This is a genomic window from Dactylosporangium sp. NPDC000244 (genome assembly GCF_040300725.1).
GTDB lineage: Bacteria > Actinomycetota > Actinomycetes > Mycobacteriales > Micromonosporaceae > Dactylosporangium.
In genome coordinates, this window is record NZ_JBEPEH010000031.1 from 47,193 (window position 1) to 68,667 (window position 21,475).

The window sequence follows — 21,475 nt, forward strand, 5'->3', positions numbered from 1 at the left end:
CGGGGAGGACGGCCCCCTCGGGGGCAGCAGGCGGGCAGGCGCACCAACCCCGATGGTCGCGAAGCCGCAAACGCGCCGAGCGGACCCGCGCGGAGGACGGCTCCTCAGGGGCAGTAGGCGGGCAGGCGCACGACGAAGGTGGTGCCCGGCTTGTCGCCGTGGTCGGTCACCGTGATGGTGCCGCCGTGGCGCTCGACCACCGTGCGGCTGATCGCCAGGCCCAGGCCGGTGCCGGGGACGCCCTGGTTGCGGATGTTCGAGCCGCGGAAGAAGCGCTCGAAGAGCCGCGACCGCTCCTCCTCCGGAATCCCGACCCCGGTGTCGACCACGTGCAGGGTGACGCCGGCCACGTCGCTGTCCAGGCGGATCTCGACGCGGCCGCCCGCGGGCGTGAACTTCACCGCATTGGTCACGAGGTGGTCGACGACCTTGCGCAGGCGCGGGAGGTCGCCGGCGACGGGGGCCGGGCCGTCGGGCAGGACGACCGCGACGTCGAGGTCCTTCTCGCGCGCGGCCTGGGCGTTGGCGCCGGCGACCTCGCGCACCACGGCGGCGAAGTCCAGCGGGCGCTCGACCATGGTGACGTAGCCGCTCTCCAGGCCGGCGAGGTCGAGCAGGTCGTCGATGATGGCGCGCAGGTTCTCCGCGTTGCGCGCGATCACGGCCAGGAACTGCTCGCGCGTGGCCTCGTCGTCGTGGTCGTCGTGCAGGAGCAGCTCGGTGTACGACGAGATCGACGTCAGCGGCGTGCGCAGCTCGTGGCCGACCAGCGCGATGAACTCGTCCTTGGTGCGGGCCAGCTGCTTGGCGAGGTCCTCGGCCCGGCGCCGCTCCAGGAACTGTCCCACGTGCGCCGCGATGCCCGACAGCAGCGCGATCAGGGACTGCTCGGGCTGCTCGGCGGCGTCGCCGAAGAAGCTCAGCGTGCCGGTGACCCCGAGGCCGTCGCGGATCGGGATCGCCAGGCCCACGCGCAGCCCGTGCTTGGCCAGCGAGGGCACGTTGAGGCGGCTGTCGACCGCGGAGATGTCGGGGATCCAGGTCGGCTGGCCGGTCTCCCACGCCACGCCCGAGACGCCCTTGCCGGGGGCGAGCGGGTCCGGGTAGGGGATCTCGTACCCCGGCTCCGTCCACATCGCCGCGTTGCGCAGCACGTTGCCGACCTTGTCCACGAGCCACATCTCCGCGTGCGGCCATCGCAGCGTGCGCGCGACGGTCTCCAGCAGCTCGGGGCCGGCCTCCTGAATGGTGGGGGCCTGCTCGAGGATGCGCGACACGGCCAGCTCGCACTCGATGAGCCGCTGGGCCCGGCGGCGCTCGGTGACCTCGTGCAGGGCCGCGACCGCGCCGAGGCGGGTGCCGTCGGAGTCGCGGATCGGCTGGGCGTTCACGGTGAACGAGCGGCGCGGCCGGTCCGGCAGGTGGATGACGAACTCGGCGTCGCGGATGTGCTCGCCGCGGAAGGCGCGGGTGAGCGGCATGTCGTCGCCGGTGATCGTCTCGCCGCCCGGGGCGCTGCGCAGCGTGGTCCAGGCGTTCTGGGTGGAGCCGTCGGCGTCGTGGCCGGTGATCTCCCGCATCGCCCGGTTGAACAGGATCAGCTTGCCCCGCTCGTCGCTGGCGACCACGCCGGCGTCGAGGTTGTCCAGCAGGGCGGAGAGGAAGTGCCGTTCGCGGGCGAGTTGCCGTTCGGCGGTGACGCGCTCGCTGATGTCGTAGATGAACGCGTGCGCGTGGCGCCCGAGCGCGCCCTCGACGACGTTGAGCGTGATCTCGACGGGGAACTCGTCGCCGGCGCGATTCACGGCGTACAGCTGCAGACGCTGGCCGATGAGCCGGGGCACCCCGGCGCGGGCCAGGCGCATGAGCCCGGCGCGATGGGCGGCCCGGAAGCGCTCGGGGATGATCAGCTCGTGCACGTGCTGGCCGATCGCCTCCTCGGCGGTCCAGCCGAAGGCGCGTTCGGCCGCGCGGTTCCAGCGCGTGATCTCGCCGGACAGCTCGATGGCGACGAAGGCCTCCAGGGCCGTCTCCAGCACGGCGTCGGTCTCCGCGGCGGCGAGCGCGATGTCCTCGCGCGAGGTCTCCGCGGCCAGCATGACCTCGATGAGCCCGGCGCACTCGGCGATCGCGGCGATGTCCTCGTCGGTCCAGTGCCGCGGCACCGAGTCGGTCACGCACACCGCGCCGAGCGTGTTCCCGGCGGCGTCGTGGATGGGCTGGCCGAGGTACGCCGTGATGTGCCGGCTGTGCACCACGCCCAGGTCGCGCAGCACGGGGTCCTCGCGCGCGTCGCGGACCACCAGCGCGGCGTCCTCACTGACCACGAACTGGCAGAAGGAGCTCGTGGCCGGCTCGGAGTGCACGCGGTCGAGGTCCGGCGGCAGGCCGTGCCGGCCGACCACGTGCATGCGCTCGTCGTCGACGAGCGTGAGCAGGCCGATCGGGGCCACCACCGAGCGGGCGGCCAGCCGGACGAGGCCGTCGACCGGGGCCGACGAGGAGCTCAGGAGCATGTGCGCGCGGCGCAGGGCGCGAAGTCGTTCGGGCTGCGCGAGCACGCCGGTATCGAGTTGCGGCATACCACCCCCAACCCGCAAGCACGTAAAAGCGATCGTACCCGCGAAATGGTGCATTTCCCGGCTAAAGCCGCAGCTGGGTGGCGCGCGCCAGAGTGGACTCGGGGGGCTCGCCGGTCGTCAGGTCGATGTCCTCGTCGATCCGGCCGTCGCCGAGGCGGATCAGCCGGTCGCAACGGGCCGCGACGGCCTGCTCGTGCGTGGCCAGCAGCACCGTCATGCCGTGCTGCTCGCGCAGCTCCAGCAGCAGGTCGAGGATCTGCGCGCCATGGGCCGAGTCGAGGTTGCCGGTCGGCTCGTCGGCCAGCAGGAGCCGCGGCGAGCCGATGAGCGCCCGGGCGATCGCGACCCGCTGCTGCTGGCCGCCGGAGAGCTGGGCCGGCAGCGACCGCTCCCGCCCGGCGAGCCCGACCGCGTCGAGCAGCTCCCGGGCGCGGGCACGCTTGTCGAACCCGACCTTGAACGGCAGCACCGGGGCGATCACGTTGTCCAGCGCGGTGAGGGCGGGCAGCAGGTGGTACCGCTGGAAGACGAACCCGACGGTGCGCCGGTACTCCGACAGCCTCCGCCGCCGCAGCCCCGTCACCTCCACCCCGTCGACCACGATCGAGCCGGCGTCGGCGGACTCGATCGCGCCGACCAGGTGCAGCAGCGTGGACTTGCCCGAGCCGCTCGGCCCGGTGACGGCGGTGAAGCTGCCCGCGGCGACCTCCAGCGAGAGCTCGTCCGCGGCGACGATGTCCTGGAAGCGCTTGGTGAGCCCGTTGACCGACAGCGCGGCACCTGACATGGCGTTACTCCTCGGCGAGCAGGCGGGCGATGGGCAGGCGTTGCAGCAGCAGCGCGGGGACGATCGCGGCCGCGGTCGCGACCAGGGCGCCGCCGGCGAGCGCGGCGGCCGCGGTCCAGAGCAGGCCGACGGTCACGGCGCCGACCAGCCAGGCCGCGCCGCCGAGGCCGAGGCCGGCGCCGAGCAGGCCGCCGAGCACGCCGATGCCGAAGCCCTCGGCGGCGACCAGGCGGGTCAGCGCGCCGGCCGTCCAGCCGGTGGCGCGCAGCGTAGCGAGCTCGGCCGAGCGGTCGCGGATGTTGAGGTACAGCACGTCGGCGACGGCGAGGGCGCCCAGCAGTACCGTGGCGGCCACCGCGATCGTGTCGACCGATCGCACCTGCAGCGACACGGCGTCGCCGAGCAGCGTGCCGACGATCGCGCCGTGGAAGGCGAAGGTGATCGCGCCGAGGACGGTCGCCGCGGTGATCCCGATCGCCAGCGCGCCCGCGCCGAGCAGGGTCCGCCCGGGCACGCGCAGCAGGTTGCGCAGGCCCAGCCCGATCGGCCCGCGCGGGCGGCCGGCCCGGCGGGGGCGCAGCACCACGGGTCGCAGCCCCTTCGCCGGCCGTGCGCGAGCCGCGGACAGCGCCGGGAGCAGCCCGGCCAGAAGAGCCAGGAGCAGCGCGATCGGTACCGCCAGCAGCCCCCGCCCCCAAGGAACCCGCACGTCGAGCAGGTAGCCGAGCGGACCGGCGAGCAGCATCGTCCCGGCGCCCGCGACCAGCCCGATCGCGGCGACCTCGCCGAGCACGACGCCGAACACGCGCCGGGCCGGCCAGCCGAGGGCGGTCAGCGTCGCGAGCTCGGTGCGCCGGTCGCGTACCCCGGCCGTGACCGCGTTGGCCAGGAACAGCGCGCAGACCACGAGTACCAGGACGAACAGCACGACGCTCTTGCGGTCCACGGCGCTCACGATCGCCGCGGCGACCCCCTTGCGGGTCCACAGCTCCGACAGCCGCAGCGCCGGCCGGCCGAACTGCCCCGCCGAGACGTCCACGAGCTGGGGCTGCGGCGAGGAGCCGTAGGTGATGTCGACGTCGAGGCCGGTCGCGGCCGCGATGCGCTCGGCCACGACCCGCACCCGCTCCCGCGCGGCCGCGTCGAAGCCGTGCACGCCGGCCACGCGCACCCGCACGGCCGAGACGGGCGCCTTGGCCGCGGTGCTCAGCCCGGCCTCGGCGTAGACCTGGTCGAGCAGGTCGAGGCTGGTCAGCAGCGTCGGCGGGGTGGCCAGGTAGGCGGCGGGGTTGCCGTCGGGCAGCAGCGCGCCGCCGCCGAGCAGGTCGCGGCTGCGCTGGTCGCCGCCGGTGGCCACGGGGGCCTGGTAGGTCTCCATCGGGACCTTGCTCAGCGGGTCGAACGCCTGCACCTTGGCCGGGTCGTAGAGCCCGACGGTCCGGGCGAGGCCGAGGTTGGTCGACTGGCTGATGGTGCGGTACGAGGTGTCGTAGATCTGCCACGGCACGTGGACGCCGGACTCGTCCCGCAGCCGCCAGGCCTCCGGGTTGCTCGCGACTGAGACGGCGGTGAGCGAGCCGTCCGGGTTCTCGGTGTAATCGACGCCGCCCGTGAGCATGAACGGGGCCAGGTAGTGCTGCGAGTCGAGCTCCTGCGGGTCGGCCTGCACCGTCCGCGTCTCCAGCAGCGGGCCGGTGATCGCGTCGAGCGTGGCCAGCGCGTGCGCGGGGGTGTCGCCCGGCGGCGGCTCGCTCAGCGGCACCCGGCTCAGGCCGATGCGGATGCCGTTGTCCGGGTACGGCCGCTCGACGGACAACACCGGCAGCGTGGCCAGGTTCATCGGCGGCTTCTTGGGCTCCACCCGGTCGTCGGGGCCGAACCAGTGCCCGGCGGTGACCGCCCGGTCCAGCCCGACCAGCCGCGCCTCGGCCTGCGGGTCGACGGCGGCGAGCAGCAGCGGGGTCTTCCAGTACAGGAAGGCCTCGGCGGTGTCGGCGGTGACGAGCGCGTCGCCGTTCTCGCCGGCCGAGCCGCGCTGGAACCGGCCGTCCGGCAGGAGCTGGTAGATGTCGAGGCGGGTGCCCTGCAGGTCGTTCATCAGGTTCGACATCTCGCCCTGGTCGATCCAGTCGCAGACCGGCCGGCCGTCCTCGAGGACGGGCACCGTGTCGGCGCAAAGGTCGCGGCCGTTGCGCACGGAGCCGTCGCTGTACTCCACCCGGGACGAGCTGGCCCCGTTCATCTTCGGCCAGGCGAGGGCGTGCTTGGTGATGTAGACGAACTGGGCCCGGCCCTTGGCGGTGCTCAGCTCGCGGTCGGCGAGGAACGTCCGGTCGACGCGGATCAGCTGCCGGTCGAGCGAGCGGTCGACCAGGCCGGTGATGTCCGCGAAGGCGAGGCGGCTCTGGTTGGCGTAGCCGGCCATCGCGATCGGGGCGGCGACGTCCACGCCGTCGAGGGCGGCGATCCGGGCCACCTGGTCGCGGGTGATCCCGCCGTAGATGCCGCTGAGCGAGTTCGGGCGGACCTTCTGCCGGTCGTCCTCCAGCGGCGTGCGGGCGCCCCGGGGCCGCACCAGCACCTGGTAGGCGGCGGCGGCCGACCGGTTCACCTCGCCGGTGACCTCCAGCCGGGCGGTGTCGGTCGCCCCGGTGAGCACGGTGAAGCCGGTGGTCGCCACCAGGACGCCGAGCAGCAGCGCCACCGACCTCGCCGTGCGCCCCCGTAGATGCGCCCAGATGAATGGGATCACGCGCCTACTCTGTCGCAATGCATTGTGACAATGCAAGGGGTACCATCTCGGGTCATGCCGATCCATCACGCGGTGCTGTCGCTGCTGTCGCACGGGCCGAGCTACGGCTACGAGCTCAAGGGCGCGTTCGAGACGGCGGTCGGCCCGCAATGGGGACCGCTGAACATCGGCCACCTGTACCAGATCCTGGATCGGCTCTCCCGCGACGGGATGGTGGTCTCGCAGCGTCACGCCCAGGCGGTCAAGCCGGACCGGGTGGTCTACGAGATCACCGACGCCGGCCACGAGGAGCTGCGGCGCTGGCTCGGCGAGGCGTCCCCGCGCAGCGGCGGGTTCCGCGACGACTTCTTTCTGAAGGTGACGGCCGCGGCCCGCTCCGGCGACGCGGACACGGTCAAGACGGTGCTGTCGCAGCAGCGGACGTATCTCATGCGCGAGCTTCGCAACCTCGACGGCCTGCGGCGCAAGGCGGAGGACCCGGTGGTGGCCCTGCTGCTCTCGGCCGCGACCCGGCACGTGGAGGCCGACCTGGCCTTCGTCGAGGACGCCGACCGCGCCCTGCTGCGCACCCCCGGCGGCCTGCCGGTCGCCGTCCCGAAGGCCCCGGCGGTCGAGGGGCTGCGTTCAGCGGGGTAGGTCAGCGGGGTAGCAGCGACTCGGGGCGCAGGTCGGGGATCTCGAACGGCTCGCCCAGCAACTGGGCCGCGGCCAGCCGGGCCAGGGCCGGCGCGGTCTGGATGCCGGTGCCGCCGAGGCCCGCGAACCAGAAGAAGCCGTCCTGCTTCGGGTCGGGGCCGACGATCGGGTTGCGGTCGGGGGCGAAGGTGCGCAGACCCGCCCAGCTGGTGCGGACGCGGGCGAGGTGCAGGGTCGTCGCGGCCGTCACGCGCTCCACGGCCACGGTCACGTCCTGGGGGGCGGCCTCCGCGTCCGTGGGCGGGCTCGGGGTCTCGTCGGCGGCGGAGATCAGCAGGCCGCCGCGCTCCGGGCGGAAGTAGAAGCGGTTCGCCACGTCCAGGACCAGGGGCCAGGCCGGGCCGACGCCGTCCGCGGAGGCGATCGCGACGGTGCGGCGGTAGCTGGTCAGGCCGGCGCCCTGGACCTCCAGCCGGGCCGCGACCGCGTCCGCCCAGGCGCCGGCGGCATTGACGATCCGGGTCGCGGTCAGCTCGCCGCGGTCGGTCGTGACCGTCCACCGGGCGCGGGCCGCGTTCCAGGCGCCGGACTCGAGGCCGATCGCGGTGCGCAGGACGGCGCCGGCGGCGTTGGCGCGGTCGCGGTACTGCTGCTGCAACGCGTCCACGTCCACGTCCTGGGCGGTGCGCTCCACCGCGGCCCGGGCCGCGGCCTCGGGGCGCAGCGCGGGGCAGAGGGTCCGGGCGGCCGCGGGGTCGACGGCGCGCAGGGACGGGTTCGCGGTCAGCAGGGCGTTAACGGCGCCGAGGTGGTCCTCGTCGGCCACCCAGATCGCCGGGCGGGCCCGCAGCAGGGGCGTGCCGGACTCGGCGCCGAGCGCGTCGAGGATGGTGCGGGAGGCGCGGGCGAGGGCGCGTTGCTCGGGCGAGCCCAGGCTCTCCGACAGCGCGGCGATCGAGCGTCCGGTCGCGTGGTACGCGAACTGGTTCTCACGTTCGAGCAGCACGATACGCAGCTCCGGGCGGGTTCCGCCCGAGCGCTCCACCATCCGGCCGTCCAGCTCGGCGAGCTCCGCGGCGAGGGACAGGCCGGCGATGCCCCCGCCGATGATCGCCACGTCTGCGTGTTCGATGGTCCGATTGTCGCAGGGAATGAAGCGCGCCGGGCCGGGTAGCGGCGGCCGGTGCAGATCTCTGGCAAGTTCGCCGCGCTGGCCGAGGGCTGGCGCGACGCCGCGATCCTCGTCGTCGGGGACGCGTTGCTCGACGGCTGGCTGTGCGGCGCCCCGGTCCGGCTGAGCCGGGAGGCGCCGGTGCCCGTGATCGCCCTGGACACCACCCGCGAGGTGTGCGGCGGCGCGGCCAACACCGCGGCCAACTTCGCCGCCCTCGGCGGCCGGACCACGCTGGTCGGGGCCGTCGGCGACGACGACGCCGGTGCCCGGCTGCGCACCTGCGTCTGGGACGCCGGCGTGGCCGACCGGCTCGTGACCGCGGTCGGCCGCCGGACGGTCACCAAGCGGCGGGTGGTCGCGGACGGATACGTCCTGGTCCGCTTCGACGACGGCGACACCGGCCCGCTGAGCCCGGTCGCGGCCGAGACGCTGGTGCGCCGGCTCGAGGAGACGCTGAGCACCGAGCCGCGCCCGGACGCGGTCGTCGTCTGCGACCACGGCGCCGGCACGCTCGGGCCGCGGGTGCGGGAGCTGCTCGCGGCCCGCCGCCTCGACCTGCCGCTCTTCGCCGTGGACGCGCACGACCTGGCCCCGTGGGCGTCGACCGGGCCGGACCTGGTCACCCCGAACCGGGCCGAGGCCGCGCGGGTGCTGGGCCGCGTGTCGGACCGGGAGGCGCCCGAGTTCGACCGGGAGCGCGACCGCGGGCAGCTGCTGCGGCGCACGGGAGCGGCCGTGGTCGCGGTGACGCTCGACGCCGAGGGCTCGGCGGTGCTCAGCCTCGACGGGGAGACGGTCGGCACCGCCGCGCCGCCGGCGCCCGTCGCGCACGCGGCCGGGGCGGGCGGGGCGTACCTGGCCGGGTTCGTGCTCGCGCGGCTGGCCGGCGCCGGGCTGGCCGAGGCCGCGGACGTCGCGCAGCGTTGCGCTTCGATGGCGATCCGTGGTGTCGGGACGGCCGTGGTTCCGGAGGGCCTCGGCCTGCCGGAGCGGGTGATATAAATTGTGATCGATGTGTGACCTAGCCGGTCTCGATGTCCGCGTGCGGACCGTCGCCGGCGCAGTGCACGAGCACGCGGACCTCGTGAGCGTCGGACTTGAAGGTGACCCGGGACTGCGGCCCCGGGGCCCGATCCGCGCTCACGATGTGGAATCCGGCGGCGGGGCTGAGGTACCGCACCAGCACCTTGCTCCCGTCGCAACTCGCGACCACGTTCCCGCCCGGCGAGCGCAGGATTCGCGGCGCGTCCGGCGAGGGTGAGGGCGACGCGGTCACGGGGAATCCGGGGGCCGGTCGAGCCGCCTTGAGCAGGGCATCCCGCCCCGCCGCGCTCGCGTTGAGGGCCAGGGCCGTCAGCCCGCCCGCGCACAGCGTCCAGGCCAGAGCGGCCACCACCCACCGTCCACGTCGCATGGCGCCCGGAGTACCCGGGACGTCCCGGGTACTCCGGGCGAAGAGCGAGAAAAGGGGCGAGGGTGCTTCATGCCCCTGACGACCTTGCTGGTGACTTCCGGCCCCACCTGTCCGTATCATGCCCGAGGCGCCACCCCTCTGCCCCGCGACCCCAGCGAGGAACCGACCGCATGAGAAGCCCTTCGTGGAGAATCCGCACCTGGTCGATCCGCGCGAAGATCATCACGCTGCTGCTGCCGCCGCTGGCCTCGCTCGTGGTGATGTGGGTGTTCGCGACGACCCTGACCGCGGGGGACACGGCCGAGCTGCTCAACAGCCAGACGTACTACGCGCTGTCGGGCAAGCCGTCCGAGAACGTGATCGTCGCGCTGCAGCGGGAGCGCATGCTCACCCAGGTCTACCTGGCCTCCGGCCGCCAGGAGGGCCGGCCCGAGACCACGGCGCTCAACGAGCAGCGGCGCAAGGTCGACGAGGTGCTCACCGACTTCCGCCGCCGGGCCGCCGACAACGACCTGCAGGACGCGATCCCCGAGGTCTCCCGCGGCCGGCTGCGTGAGGTCATCAACCAGTTCGACCAGATCGCGGCCGACCGGACCCGCATCACCCTCGGCCAGATCGACCGGGCCGAGGCGATGAACGTCTACAACTGGCCGATCGACGCGATCTACCACTGGTACGACTCCCTGCCCGGCATCAGCAACGCCCAGCTCACCCGTAACGCCCTGATCGTCATCGCCACCAGCCGCGGCCGCGAGCAGTTCGCCCGCGAGGACGCGATGATCAACGGGGTGGCCACGGCCGGGAAGTTCCAGAAGACCGAGAGCTCCGACCTGATCGCGACCATCGGGGCCAAGCGCAACGTCTACGCCGACGCGACCTACGACCTGCCCAAGGGCGGCCAGACGATCTGGAACCCGATCGTCACCAGCGACTCCTACAAGCGCGTCCAGGACCTCGAGAACAAGATCATGTCTGACGCCCGGGCCGGCGCCGGGCTGCCGATCGACATCAACGCCTGGCGGGACGCGTACGACAACCTCGTGGCCCAGCTGCGCAACTTCGACCTGCGCTTCGGCGAGGTCATCGTGGCCGACGCGGGCCCGGTCGCAACCGGCATCCTGCTGCGCGTCATCGGCGCCGGCGTGCTCGGCCTCATCGCCGTCGTGCTGTCCATCCTGCTGTCGATCCGCATCGGCCGCTCGCTCATCCGCCGGCTCGTCGGCCTGCGCCAGGACGCCCAGGACCTCGCCGACGTGCGGCTGCCGGCCCTGGTGGCCAAGCTGCGCCACGGCGAGAAGATCGACGTGGTGGCCGCGGCGCCGCCGCTGGAATGGGGCGCCGACGAGATCGGCAAGGTGGGCAACGCGTTCAGCGCCGTGCAGCGCACCGCCGTGGAGTCCGCGGTGCACGAGGCCCAGCTGCGGCAGGGGCTCAACGAGGTCTTCCTCAACATCGCCCGGCGCAGCCAGACCCTGCTGCACCGCCAGCTCGGCCTGCTCGACCGCATGGAGCGGCGCACCACCGACCCGGAGGAGCTCGAGGACCTCTTCCGGGTCGACCACCTCGCGACCCGCATGCGCCGCCACGCCGAGGACCTGGTCATCCTGGCCGGCGCCGCGCCCGGCCGCGGCTGGCGCCACCCGGTGCCGATGGTCGACGTGATCCGCGGCGCCGTCTCCGAGGTCGAGGACTACGCGCGCGTCGGGTTCCTGGCCCTGCCCGAGGCGTCGCTGGTCGGCCGGGCCGTCGCCGACGTCATCCACCTGCTCGCCGAGGTCATCGAGAACGCGACCGCCTACTCGCCGCCGCACACCCGCGTGCAGATCAGCGGGCAGCTGGTGCCGAACGGGTACGCGATCGAGATCGAGGACCGCGGCCTGGGCATGGCCCCGGAGGCGATCGAGGAGGCGAACCAGCGGCTGGCCCAGCCGCCGGACTTCGACCCGGCCAACTCGGCCCGGCTCGGCCTCTTCGTCGTGGCGCTGCTCGCCGCCCGGCACGGGGTGCGGGTCACGCTGCGGGCCTCGGCGTACGGCGGCGTCACCGCGGTCGTGCTCGTCCCGCCGCACCTGATCACCGGGGCGACCCACGAGCTCACCGCGTCCACGCCGGCCGAGGAGCGCCAGGCCGCCGAGGAGGCGGTGCTGGAGCTGGAGGCGGCCGACGTCATCCGCCCGACCGTGGTGGCGCCGTTCGAGCCGCAGCCGATCGAGTACGTGGTTCCCGAACCCATCGCGCCCCCGCCCACCGTCCCGGCCGCGGCGGCGCCGGCTGTGGCGGTACCGACGCAGCGGGAAGCGATCGAGGACGCCGAGCTGACCGATGACGGGCTGCCGCGCCGCCGGCGTCAGGCCAGCCTCGCCCCGCAGCTGCGCGAGCGGCCGGAGGAGGAGCGGACCGTCGACGGCATTCCGGCGGCCCAGTTCGCGACCACCACCGTCGGCGGGCGCTCGCCCGAGCAGACACGCGCGATGATGACGTCGCTGCAGGCCGGCTTCACCAAGGGCCGCCGCGACGCCGGGCAGATCACGCCCGGCGACGACCCGAACGCACCGGAAAGGGACGCATAAGTGACGCACTCGACGAGCCGCACCGGCAAGCTCGACTGGCTCCTCGACGACCTCGTCGAGCGGGTCGAGTCGGCGCAGCATGCCGTGGTGCTCTCCGCCGACGGGCTGCTCATGGGCGCGTCCAGCGGACTCGGGCGCGACGACGCCGAGCACCTCTCGGCCGTCGCGTCCGGTTTCCAGAGCCTGGCCCGCAGCGCCGGGCGGCAGTTCAACGGCGGATCCGTCCGCCAGACCATCGTGGAGATGGACAACTCGTTCCTGTTCGTCACCGCCGCCGGGCAGGGCGCCTGTCTCGCGGTGCTCAGCGCCGCCGACTCGGACATCGGCGTGATCGCCTACGAGATGGCGATGCTGGTGACCAGGGTCGGGCAGTACCTCACCGCGCCGTCGCGACCGGGCCTCTCACACGATGCCGCGGGGTGACCGGGAGCGTGAGCACGACTGGATGGACTCCGACGCCGGACCGGTAGTCCGGCCGTACGCCGTCACGGGCGGACGCGCCAAGCCGGCGGTCGGCGCCTTCGACCTGGTCGCCTTCGTGGTGAGCCGGGTCGACGGCTCGGGCGATCAGCACCTCCTGCCCGAGCAGCGCGCGATCCTCGCGCGCACCAACGAGCCGGTGTCGGTCGCCGAGCTCGCCTCGCATCTCGATCTCGCGCTCGGCGTTGTGCGCGTGCTGCTGGGGGACCTGCTCCAGCAGGGGCTCATCGAGATGCACGAACCGGAGTACGACCAATCCGTCGGGCCGCAGCGGCCCGACGATCGCATCCTCAAGGCGGTTGTCAATGGCCTCCGAGCGCTCTGACGGTCACGTCCCCCTCGCGGTGAAGATCCTCGTCGCGGGTGGGTTCGGCGTCGGCAAGACCACGCTCGTCAGCGCGGTGAGCGAGATCCGCCCCCTCCAGACGGAGGAGGTGCTCACCAACGCCGGCGTCGGCATCGACGACGTGCACGGCGTCGAGGGCAAGCGCACGACGACCGTGGCCATGGACTTCGGCCGGATCAGCATCAATCAGGACATCGTGCTGTACCTGTTCGGCACCCCGGGCCAGGACCGCTTCTGGTTCCTGTGGGACGAGCTGGCGCTGGGTGCCCTCGGGGCGGTGGTGCTGGCCGACACCCGCCGGCTGAACGACTGCTTCCCGTCGGTGGACTACTTCGAGCGCCGCTCCACGCCGTTCCTGGTCGCGGTGAACTGCTTCGACGGGGTGCAGAAGCACAGCGCGTCGCAGATCGCCAAGGCGCTGGACCTGGACCCGGACGTGCCGGTCGTGCTCTGCGACGCGCGGGACCGGCGCTCGGTCAAGGACGTGCTGATCGCGCTGGTCGAGCACGTCATGACGCTCAAGCAGGTCGCGGCCTAGCCGATCGGCCTGCCGCCGGATCTCGGGCACCGCGGTCGTCTCCCACCAGGCGCCGCGGCGCACCGGGCCGATGGTGAAGATCCGCTCGGAGGCTCCGAGGAGCCGGCCGCGCGCGTCGATGTCGAGGCCCCGGCCGGTGTCGTCGCGCCGGGCCAGGCCGTCGCGCAGCAGCGCCCGGCCGAGCCCGGTGCTCGCGATGCCCTGGGGGCCCGTGCAGTTGACGACGGCCGCCCACCCCTCGCGGCCCGGGTCGGACGTGATCGTGAGGTTTCGCAGCCGCGCGGCCGTCGCGGGCGGCATCCGGTGGCGGTGCACCTCCCAGTAGACGGAGACGTGCCGCAGGAACCGCCGCCTGGACTCGGGCGAGAGCTGCCGCCACAGGTCGTCGGTCTGCGGGCGGATCGCGTCGACGGCGGCCCGCCAGTCCCGCTGGGTCGCGGCGAACTCGCGCACCGCGCGCATCAGGCCGGCCAGGGAGCTTCCGGTGTACTGCAACGAGCCGTCGGCGGGCACGACGTCCGCGTGCGGCCGGGGCAGGAGGCCGCGGCGGGAGACGGCGACGACGGGCGCCCGGCCCTCGAGCGTCAGGGCCACGTCCACGGCGGTCAGGCCGGTGCCGATGAGCAGGACCGGAAGGTCGCCCTCGATGCCGTCCAGCGCGCCCTCCGCCCAGGGGTCGCGGACGTACCGGGGGTGCTCCGTCAGATGCGCGAGGGCCGGGGGACAGGCCGGGGCGCCGTGCCCGAGCGCGAGCAGCACCCGGTCGCCTCGTCGCACGACGCCGCCGCTCAGTTCGACAGTCCCGTCCCCGCGCACCCGGGTGGCCGCGTCCCGCACGTGCTCGAAGCGGGCCCCGCGCAGCCGGTCGTGCAGGTAGTCGCCGAACACCCCGCGGGGCGCGAAGTCGGCCGGGCCGATGCCGAGGTCCTGGTCGCGGCACCAGCGCACGAAGTCGTCGGGCTGGTCGGCGAGGGCGCTCATCGCCGCCGCGCGCGAGTTGAGCAGGTGGGCCGGGTGCCGGGTGCGGTAGGCCGCCCCGCGCCCGAGCCCGGCGAACGGCGCCGGGTCGACGATGACCACCGCGTGGGACGGCTCCCGGCTCAGGTGGATCGCCGCCAGCGCGCCGCTACAGCCGCCGCCCACGACGACCGTGGTGCATGTCCGCCCCATTGCGCCACGCCCCTCCGTCAAAATCCTATTTAACAGATAGACTTTATAGTACTCTGCTCAAGCCCGACGTGTAGGAATGTGATTCATCGGGCATGTCGTGTCGCATGTCGTCCCTCTTTCGCACCAAGTCGATCGAGCAGTCGATGCGGGACACCGACGAGCCCGGCCACAAGCTGCGCAAGAACCTCTCCGCCTTCGACCTGACCGTCTTCGGTGTGGGAGTCATCATCGGCACGGGCATCTTCGTGCTGACCGGGCAGCAGGCGGCCGTCAACGCCGGGCCCGCCATCGTGCTGTCGTTCGCCGTGGCCGGCGTCGTGTGCGCGCTGGCCGCCCTCTGCTACGCGGAGTTCGCCTCCACCGTGCCCGTCGCGGGGTCGGCGTACACGTTCTCCTACGCCACCCTGGGCCAGTTCGTCGCCTGGGTGATCGGCTGGGACCTCTGCCTGGAGCTGGCGCTGGGGGCCGCGGTGGTGTCGCGGGGCTGGTCGGCGTACCTCCAGGAGCTCTTCGACCTGCCCACGTGGCTGGCCGGCGACAAGGCCCGCCCCGACTTCGGCGCCGCGTTCATCGTGCTTGTGCTGTCGATCGTGTCCATCGTGGGCGCCAAGCTCTCCGGGCGCGTCACAGGTGCCCTGGTGATCGTCAAGGTGGCCGTGGTCCTCTTCGTCATCGGCCTGGGCCTGTTCTTCGTCAAGGCCGCGAACTACCACCCGTTCATCCCGCCCGCCCAGTCCTCCGCCAAGGAGTCGGGCGGGGACGCGCCGCTGCTGCAGGTGCTCGCCGGCATCACGCCGCAGCACTTCGGCTGGTTCGGCATCGTGGCCGCGGCTTCGATCGTCTTCTTCGCGTACATCGGCTTCGACGTGGTGGCGACGACCGCCGAGGAGACCGCCCGCCCGCAGCGCGACGTGCCCCGGGGCATCATCGGCTCGCTGATCATCTGCGCGGTGCTCTACATGGCGGTCTCGTTCGTGGTCACCGGCATGGTCCACTACGGCGACCTGAACACCGCGGCCCCGCTGGCCAAGGCGTTCGACCTGGCCGGACAGGGCTGGGCGGCCAACCTCATCTCGCTCGGCGCGGTCTGCGGCATCACGTCGGTGATCCTGGTGCTGCTGCTCGGCCAGGCCCGGGTCTCCTTCGCCATGGCCCGCGACGGGCTGCTGCCGCCGGTGCTGGCCAAGGTCCACCCGCGCTTCGGCACCCCGTGGGTGATGTCGTCGATCACCGGCGTCATCGTGCTGGTGCTGGCCGCGTTCGTGCCCTTGTCGGAGCTGTCCGAGCTGACCAGCATCGGGACGCTGTTCGCGTTCGTGGTCGTGTCGCTCGGCGTGGTCGTGCTGCGCCGCACCCGGCCCGACCTGCCCCGCGCCTTCAAGACCCCGCTGGTGCCCTGGCTGCCCATCGTCAGCGTGGTGGCGAGCCTGTGGCTGATGATCAACCTGCCCGTGATCACCTGGGTGCGGTTCCTCGTCTGGATGGCGGTCGGGCTGATCGTGTACTTCGCCTACGGCATGCGCCGCGCCCGCCTCAGCGCCGAACGGGGCGAAGCGGCGGATATCAGTTCGGAACCGACCACTCCATCGACCTAGGCTAGGGGCTATGACCGACTGGGGCCTGACGTCCGACGACTACCACCTGGACCTGAGCCCGGACGACGTGGCCGACCCCGAGGCGATGTTCGGCCACGGTCCGCTCACGGCCGCCTCCTACGGCACGGCCGAGCTCAGCGCGGCCGACCCCGGGGCCGGCGGCACCGGGCCGTCGGCGGGGGAGATGGGCGGCGACGCCGACACGGTCGGCTACGACTCCGACGGCGACGGCCGGGTCGACATGCTGCTGGCCGACACCGATCACGACGGCCGGACCGACGTGGCGATGTGGGACACCAACCACGACGGGCTGGTCGACGAGGTGGCGTACGACCAGGACCACGACGGCCGGATCGACCTGATCTACCACGACGACGACTTCGACGGGAAGGTCGACCGGGTCGAGTCGGCGGACGACTCCGCCGACCTGCCCGGCTACGCGTCGAACTAGCCCTTGCGAATCTTCTCCACCTGCTTGGCGTAGGAGCGCTTGCCGACCAGCTTCCACATCAGCCGCGCCGGAAGGGGGAGCATCGCCAGGAAGCGGGTGCGCTCCTCCGGCGTGGCGTCCTCCAGCAGCGCGCCCAGCACGAACAGCAGCTTGTCCTTCGGCGTCTTCGCCCGCGCGTGCTCGCTCAGGGCCGCCCACTCCGCGACCGAGATGTGCTCCTCCACCAGCGGCAGGATCCGCTGCTCCTCCTCGTCGAGGTGCTCCAGCAGGTCGCGGCGGTGCCGGGCGAGCGCGCCGACGAGGGCGTCGCGCTCCGGCTCGGCGGGCGAGCGCTCCCAGGCGTCGAGCCGCGCGCCGACCTCCTGGAGCCCGGTGTCGACGACCTGGTGCTGCTGCTCCATGCGCAGCACCAGCTCGGCGTCGAGGTCGACGCGGGCCAGCAGCTTCGGCCAGAGCAGCTCGTCCTCGCTGGTGTGGTGGTCGTGCAGGCCGTCGACGTATCCGCGGGTGAGACCGGCCAGCCGCTCGGCCCGCTCGGTGTCGCCGGGGCGCACGGCGCCGATGAGCTCGGGCAGCAGCCGCGACTCGCGGCGGAACACCCGGTGGACGATGACCATCTCCTGGACCCAGGGACGCATATGTGGCTCCTCAAATTGTTGCGGTGATTGAGCCGAAAGCGTCGCCGGAGTGTCTTGTAGCGGTCTTGGAGCGCGCTTGGCGGCGACTACCATGACGCCGTCATGCTGCTGCGGGTGCTGGGGCCCTTCGAGGTCGAGACGGATGCGGGCGCCACGGTCGACGTCGGCGGGCCCCGCCAGCGCGCCGTGCTCGCCCTGCTGCTCTCCGCCCGCGGCGAGGTCGTCTCGGTCGACCGGATGATCGAGGACCTGTGGCGCGGCGAGCCTCCGCCGCGGGCGATCGCGTCCTTGCAGGCGTACGTCTCCAACCTCCGCCGCCTCCTCGAACCCTCCCGCGAGCGCCGGGCCCCGGCCCGCCTGCTGGTCAGCGCGCCGCCCGGGTATGCGATCCGGCTCCCGGCCGAGGCCGTGGACGCCTGGCGGTTCGAGCGCCTGCTGGCCGACGCCCGCGCGGCCGTGTCGCAGGACCCGCGACGGGCGCGGGTGCTGCTGCGGGCGGCGCTCCAGCTCTGGCGCGGGGACGCCTACGCGGAGTTCGCCGACGAGTCGTGGGCCCAGCCCGAGGCGGCGCGGCTCGAGGAGCTGCGGCTGGCCGCCCGGGAGCTGCTGCTCGACGCGACCCTGCGCGCCGGTGGGGCGGCCGAGGCGGTGGCCGAGGCGGAGGTGCTGACCCGGCAGGCGCCGCTGCGGGAGGAGAGCTGGCGGCTGCTCGCGCTCGCCCTGTGGCGCAGCGGGCGGCAGGCCGATGCGCTGGCCGCCCTGCGCCGGGCGCGGGCACTGCTGGCGGAGGAGCTCGGTCTCGACCCCGGCCGCGCGCTGCTGGACCTGGAGGCGGCGATTCTCGCCGGCTCGCCCGACGTCCAGGGGTCGCCCGAAATATCGGACCTGCCGGTCGTGCGGGCCGGGGATGCGCCCGACGAGCTGTTCGTGGGGCGGGCCGACGAGCTCGCCACGCTCACCGGGGTCGTCGCGCCCAGCGTGGTCCTCATCAGCGGCGAGGCCGGCGTCGGCAAGAGCCGCATCCTCGCGCGCTACCGGCAGGAGCTGGCGCGGCAGGGGTGGCTCGTCGTCGTGGGGCGCTGCCCCGAGGCGGAAGGCGCGCCGCCGGCCTGGGCGTGGGTCGAGGCGCTGCGGCAGCTGGCCGGCTTCGCGCCGCCGGGGGAGCTCGCGGCCGAGGTGCGGCCGTTGCTCGACGAGGACGCCGGGTCCGGCCCCGGCGAGGACGTCGCGGCCGGGCGGTTCCGGCTGCATCGCGCGGTCGCGCGCTGGCTCACCGCGGTCGCGGCCGAGCGGCCCCTCGCCGTCGTCCTCGACGATCTGCACGCGGCCGACGGCGAGACCCTCATGCTGCTCGCGAGCGTCGCCGAGCTGGTCGCGCCCGGCGGGCCGGCGCTGCTGCTCGTCGCCGCGCTGCGCCCGGCCGACAACCGGGAACGGCTCGCCGCGACCATGGCGGCGCTGGCGCGGCGGTCGCCGGTACGGGTACAGCTGCAGGGTCTCGGCCAGGAGGACGTCGCGCGGCTGGTCGAGGCGTTCGCGCGCACGCCCGTGGACCCCGGCACGCTCGCGGCGCTGGCCGAGCGCACCGGCGGCAACCCGTTCTACGTGCGCGAGTCCGCGCAGCTGCTCGCGTCCGAAGGGGCGCTCGTGGCCACGTCCGAGGTGCCGGAGGGGGTGCGCGACGTCCTGCGGCGGCGGCTGTCGCGGCTGCCCCCGGCGGCGGTCGCGGTGCTTCGGCTCGCGGCCGTGATCGGGCGGGAGGCCGACGTCGAGACCCTGGTGGAGGCGGCCGACGCCGACGAGGGCGCGGTGCTCGACGCGCTCGAGGCCGGGCTCATCGCGGGGCTGCTCACCGAGCCGGCGCCCGGGCGGGTGCGGTTCGTGCACGGGCTGGTGCGCGACACGATGTACACCGACCTCTCCCGGCTGCGCCGCGCCCGCATGCACGCCCGGGTCGCGGCCGGCACGCGGCGGCTGCGGCCCGACGACTACCCGGCGCTGGCCTACCACTACGCGCGCGCGGCGTCCTCGGAGACCGCGCCGGCGGCCGTGGACTACGCGGTGCGGGCGGCGGAGCTGGCCGAGCGGCGATTCGCGTACGACGCCGCCGCCGAGATCCTCGGCGCGGCGCTGGCGGCGCTCGAGGCGGCCGGGACCGTGCCCGGAGATCGGGACGCGCTCCTGGTCGACCTGCTCGGGCGGCTGCTGCGGGCCCAGGCGAGCGCGGGCGCGGTGGCGGCGGCGCGGCGGACCCGCCAGCGGGCGGTCGACGTGGCCGTGGCCGGCGGCGAGGACCTCCTGGTCGCGGCGTTCACGGCGTGGACGGTGGCGACGCCGTGGCAGATCCATGAGTACGGCGTGATCGATGAACGCACCGTGGACGTCCTCACCCGCCTGCTGCGCCGCGGCGACCTGGCCCCGGCCGACCGCTGCCGGCTGCTCGACGCGCTCAGCGGCGAGCTCGACGGCGACGAGCGGGGGGTCGCGGCCGGGCGGGAGGCGCTCGAGATCGCCCGTGGCCTCGGCGACCCGGGGCTGCTCGCGCTCGGGCTGGCCGCACGGGGGCGGACGATGCCCTTCGACCGGGACGTGCCGGAGCGCCGCGCGGTCGCGCTGGAGCTGCGGGCGCTCGCCGCCGAGCACGGGTTCGTGCCCTACCAGTGGCTCGCCGAGCAGCAGTTGGGCAACTGCGCCGGGGCACTGAACGAGCCCGCCGAGGTGCGCGCGGCGGTGGCCCGGCAGGGCGCGATCGCCGCCGCCTACCACCTCGCCGAGCCGATCGCCGTCCACCTCGCCGCCCGCGCCACCCTGGCCCACATCGAGGGCGACTTCGCCGGTGCCCACGCGCTGTACGACGAGTGCCGCGAGCAGCTGCGCCGCCAGGGCTCCATGCACGGCGAGGGCTTCCACTTCATCGCCACCTTCAGCCTGATGGTGGACCAGGACCGCACCGCCGAGCTCGTCGAGGCGACCCGGCTCATCGGTCAGGAGATGGGCGCGATCGCCCACGACGCGCACGCCCTGAGCCTCTTCGCCGCCGGCCGGCTCGCCGAGGCGCGGACGGTCCGCATCGGCGAGCACCCGATCCGCCCGGACTTCTTCGGCTCCGCGTTCTACACCGTGCGCGCCCTGGCGATCGTCGCGCTGGGCCGGGCCGACCTGGCCCAGCCGGTCATCGACGCGCTGCTGCCGCTGCGCGACCAGATCGCGGGGGTGTCGAGCACCTCGATCGCCATGCAGCCCGTCGCGCTGAGCCTGGGCGAGCTGTACCGCCTCCAGAACCGCCCCGGGGAGGCGACCGAGTGCCTGCGGCTGGCCGTGGACGTGGCTAGTCGCTGGAACTCCCCGCACTGGCTGGCCCGTGCGCGGGCGCTGCTGTCCGCCTCCTGAAGCAGGCGAACACGAGCGCGACGGCCCCGGCGGCGAAGGCCGCGTTGCCCCACCAGCGGACCGGGTCGTGCGGTTCCATGAGCGCGGTGAGGGCGAAGCCGCTCCAGGCGTACGTGAGCAGCGCGCCGCTCGCGAGGGCCCGCACGTGCCGATCGGTCCAGCGGGTCCGGGCCAGCCATGCGGCTCCGGCCGCCAGCCAGACGACGCCGAACCAGAACCCTGCCCACGACTCCGGCCTTGCGAAGAACACCGTCGTCGAGCCGAACGCGATGACTCCGGTCAGCCAGACCTTGGGCGCGGGCCAGGTTCCGGGCCTTGGTCTCAGGAATGCGAGCGCGATGAGGATGGCGGCGGCTGTTGCGGCTCCCAGGCGTTGAGGTTGGGTTGCGGTGAAGTGCTCGCTGTCGGTGATTTCCTTGTGGATGATCCAGCAGCCCAGGAGGTATACGAGTGCGGTTGCGGCCAGGCCGCGCCGGCTCAGCCAGGGGCGATATGTCGGCCGCTTCGCGGCCGAACCGGCCGACATATCGGATTTTTCGCCTGACGGGTGGAATATCGGATTCAACTGCTCCATCAGGGCGATCGGGACCGTGATGCTCCAGATCGCGTGGCCCGCCACGAAGGCCAGGGCGCTGGCGGCGCTCAGGCCCCAGGCCGGGATCGGGGTCACGGCCTGGAAGTCGTGGCCCTCGAACGACGGGTTGAACATGGACTGGTCGACGAGGCCGGCTTCGATCACGCCGTACGCGGCGCCGAGCAGCAGGATGGCCGGGTAGCCGCGGCCGGTGCGCCTCGCGAGCTCGCGGATGAGCAGGGCGCCGGCGCCGTACATGGGGACGAGGAAGGGCAGGGCCGGCAGGGCTCGGACGGAGATGTTGCCCAGCAGGTACTCGCCGACCAGCGGGGCCAGGAGCAGCAGGCCGGTTACGGGAACGAATCGGCGCATACGATC

The 21,475-nt window shown here is 73.7% G+C and carries 16 protein-coding genes and 1 pseudogene; 9 read left to right on the top strand and 8 right to left on the bottom strand.

The genetic code is table 11. From position 1 onward, the window contains the following. Nucleotides 1-104 precede the first annotated feature (104 nt). The 3 genes from ABT369_RS37380 to ABT369_RS37390 form a co-directional block, all read right to left on the bottom strand. The gene (locus tag ABT369_RS37380) at nt 105-2,582 is read right to left on the bottom strand and encodes a sensor histidine kinase (RefSeq protein WP_350619462.1); all 2,478 of its coding nucleotides are present in this window, start codon (nt 2,580-2,582) and stop codon (nt 105-107) included. A 61-nt stretch (nt 2,583-2,643) separates the two neighbouring features. After that, nucleotides 2,644-3,369 carry an ABC transporter ATP-binding protein gene (locus tag ABT369_RS37385; RefSeq protein ID WP_350619464.1) on the bottom strand — a complete coding sequence of 242 codons (726 nt, stop codon included), beginning with the start codon at nt 3,367-3,369 and terminating at the stop codon, nt 2,644-2,646. A gap of 4 nt (nt 3,370-3,373) precedes the next feature. Then, nucleotides 3,374-6,121 (bottom strand): FtsX-like permease family protein, encoded by a 2,748-nt coding sequence (locus ABT369_RS37390; protein WP_350619466.1) that lies wholly within the window; start codon nt 6,119-6,121, stop codon nt 3,374-3,376. 54 nt (nt 6,122-6,175) lie between these two features. Here ABT369_RS37390 and ABT369_RS37395 point away from each other — a divergent pair, with 54 nt between their 5' ends. Continuing rightward, complete coding sequence (locus ABT369_RS37395; protein ID WP_350619468.1) at nt 6,176-6,757, top strand: PadR family transcriptional regulator; 582 nt, start codon at nt 6,176-6,178, stop codon at nt 6,755-6,757. Nucleotide 6,758: 1 nt separating this feature from the next. Here ABT369_RS37395 and ABT369_RS37400 read toward each other — a convergent pair whose 3' ends face one another. Then, on the bottom strand, nt 6,759-7,874 hold the full coding sequence (locus ABT369_RS37400; protein ID WP_350619470.1) for an NAD(P)/FAD-dependent oxidoreductase: 1,116 nt from the start codon (nt 7,872-7,874) through the stop codon (nt 6,759-6,761). 66 nt (nt 7,875-7,940) lie between these two features. Here ABT369_RS37400 and ABT369_RS37405 point away from each other — a divergent pair, with 66 nt between their 5' ends. Next, nucleotides 7,941-8,933: a bifunctional heptose 7-phosphate kinase/heptose 1-phosphate adenyltransferase gene (locus ABT369_RS37405; RefSeq protein ID WP_350619472.1), complete on the top strand. Its 993-nt coding sequence runs from the start codon at nt 7,941-7,943 to the stop codon at nt 8,931-8,933. Nucleotides 8,934-8,952: 19 nt separating this feature from the next. On the opposite strand, the gene ABT369_RS37410 is transcribed toward ABT369_RS37405, so the two are convergent. Further along, nucleotides 8,953-9,345, bottom strand: a complete 393-nt coding sequence (locus ABT369_RS37410; RefSeq protein ID WP_350619474.1) for a hypothetical protein — start codon at nt 9,343-9,345, stop codon at nt 8,953-8,955. 170 nt (nt 9,346-9,515) lie between these two features. Here ABT369_RS37410 and ABT369_RS37415 point away from each other — a divergent pair, with 170 nt between their 5' ends. From ABT369_RS37415 to ABT369_RS37430, 4 genes are read left to right on the top strand one after another with little or no spacing between them, the layout of a single operon-like run. Further along, nucleotides 9,516-11,915, top strand: coding sequence for a sensor histidine kinase (locus ABT369_RS37415; RefSeq protein ID WP_350619476.1), 2,400 nt, complete (start codon nt 9,516-9,518; stop codon nt 11,913-11,915). Next, on the top strand, nt 11,916-12,338 hold the full coding sequence (locus tag ABT369_RS37420; protein ID WP_350619478.1) for a roadblock/LC7 domain-containing protein: 423 nt from the start codon (nt 11,916-11,918) through the stop codon (nt 12,336-12,338). Next, a complete protein-coding gene (locus tag ABT369_RS37425; RefSeq protein ID WP_497980524.1) occupies nt 12,325-12,720 on the top strand; it encodes a DUF742 domain-containing protein in 396 nt (131 codons plus the stop codon). The genes ABT369_RS37420 and ABT369_RS37425 overlap by 14 nt, the downstream gene beginning before the upstream one ends. Next, on the top strand, nt 12,701-13,279 hold the full coding sequence (locus ABT369_RS37430) for a GTP-binding protein (protein WP_350619641.1): 579 nt from the start codon (nt 12,701-12,703) through the stop codon (nt 13,277-13,279). The genes ABT369_RS37425 and ABT369_RS37430 overlap by 20 nt, the downstream gene beginning before the upstream one ends. A gap of 750 nt (nt 13,280-14,029) precedes the next feature. Here ABT369_RS37430 and ABT369_RS37435 read toward each other — a convergent pair. Next, nucleotides 14,030-14,449: pseudogene (locus ABT369_RS37435) on the bottom strand (FAD/NAD(P)-binding protein); the annotation flags it as partial. Between the two features lie 104 nt (nt 14,450-14,553). On the opposite strand from ABT369_RS37435, the gene ABT369_RS37440 reads away from it, so the two are divergent. Then, on the top strand, nt 14,554-16,044 hold the full coding sequence (locus ABT369_RS37440; protein WP_350619482.1) for an amino acid permease: 1,491 nt from the start codon (nt 14,554-14,556) through the stop codon (nt 16,042-16,044). A 10-nt stretch (nt 16,045-16,054) separates the two neighbouring features. Continuing rightward, complete coding sequence (locus ABT369_RS37445; RefSeq protein WP_350619484.1) at nt 16,055-16,495, top strand: hypothetical protein; 441 nt, start codon at nt 16,055-16,057, stop codon at nt 16,493-16,495. On the opposite strand, the gene ABT369_RS37450 is transcribed toward ABT369_RS37445, so the two are convergent. Then, nucleotides 16,492-17,133, bottom strand: coding sequence for a hemerythrin domain-containing protein (locus ABT369_RS37450; RefSeq protein WP_350619486.1), 642 nt, complete (start codon nt 17,131-17,133; stop codon nt 16,492-16,494). The two genes, ABT369_RS37445 and ABT369_RS37450, sit on opposite strands and share 4 nt — an antisense overlap. Before the next feature lie 102 nt (nt 17,134-17,235). Between ABT369_RS37450 and ABT369_RS37455 the strand changes: the two genes are divergently transcribed. Beyond that, nucleotides 17,236-20,523, top strand: coding sequence for an ATP-binding protein (locus ABT369_RS37455; RefSeq protein ID WP_350619488.1), 3,288 nt, complete (start codon nt 17,236-17,238; stop codon nt 20,521-20,523). Here ABT369_RS37455 and ABT369_RS37460 read toward each other — a convergent pair. Continuing rightward, a complete protein-coding gene (locus ABT369_RS37460; RefSeq protein ID WP_350619490.1) occupies nt 20,462-21,469 on the bottom strand; it encodes an AF_0692 family protein in 1,008 nt (335 codons plus the stop codon). The genes ABT369_RS37455 and ABT369_RS37460 overlap by 62 nt on opposite strands. Between the last annotated feature and the right edge of the window lie 6 nt (nt 21,470-21,475).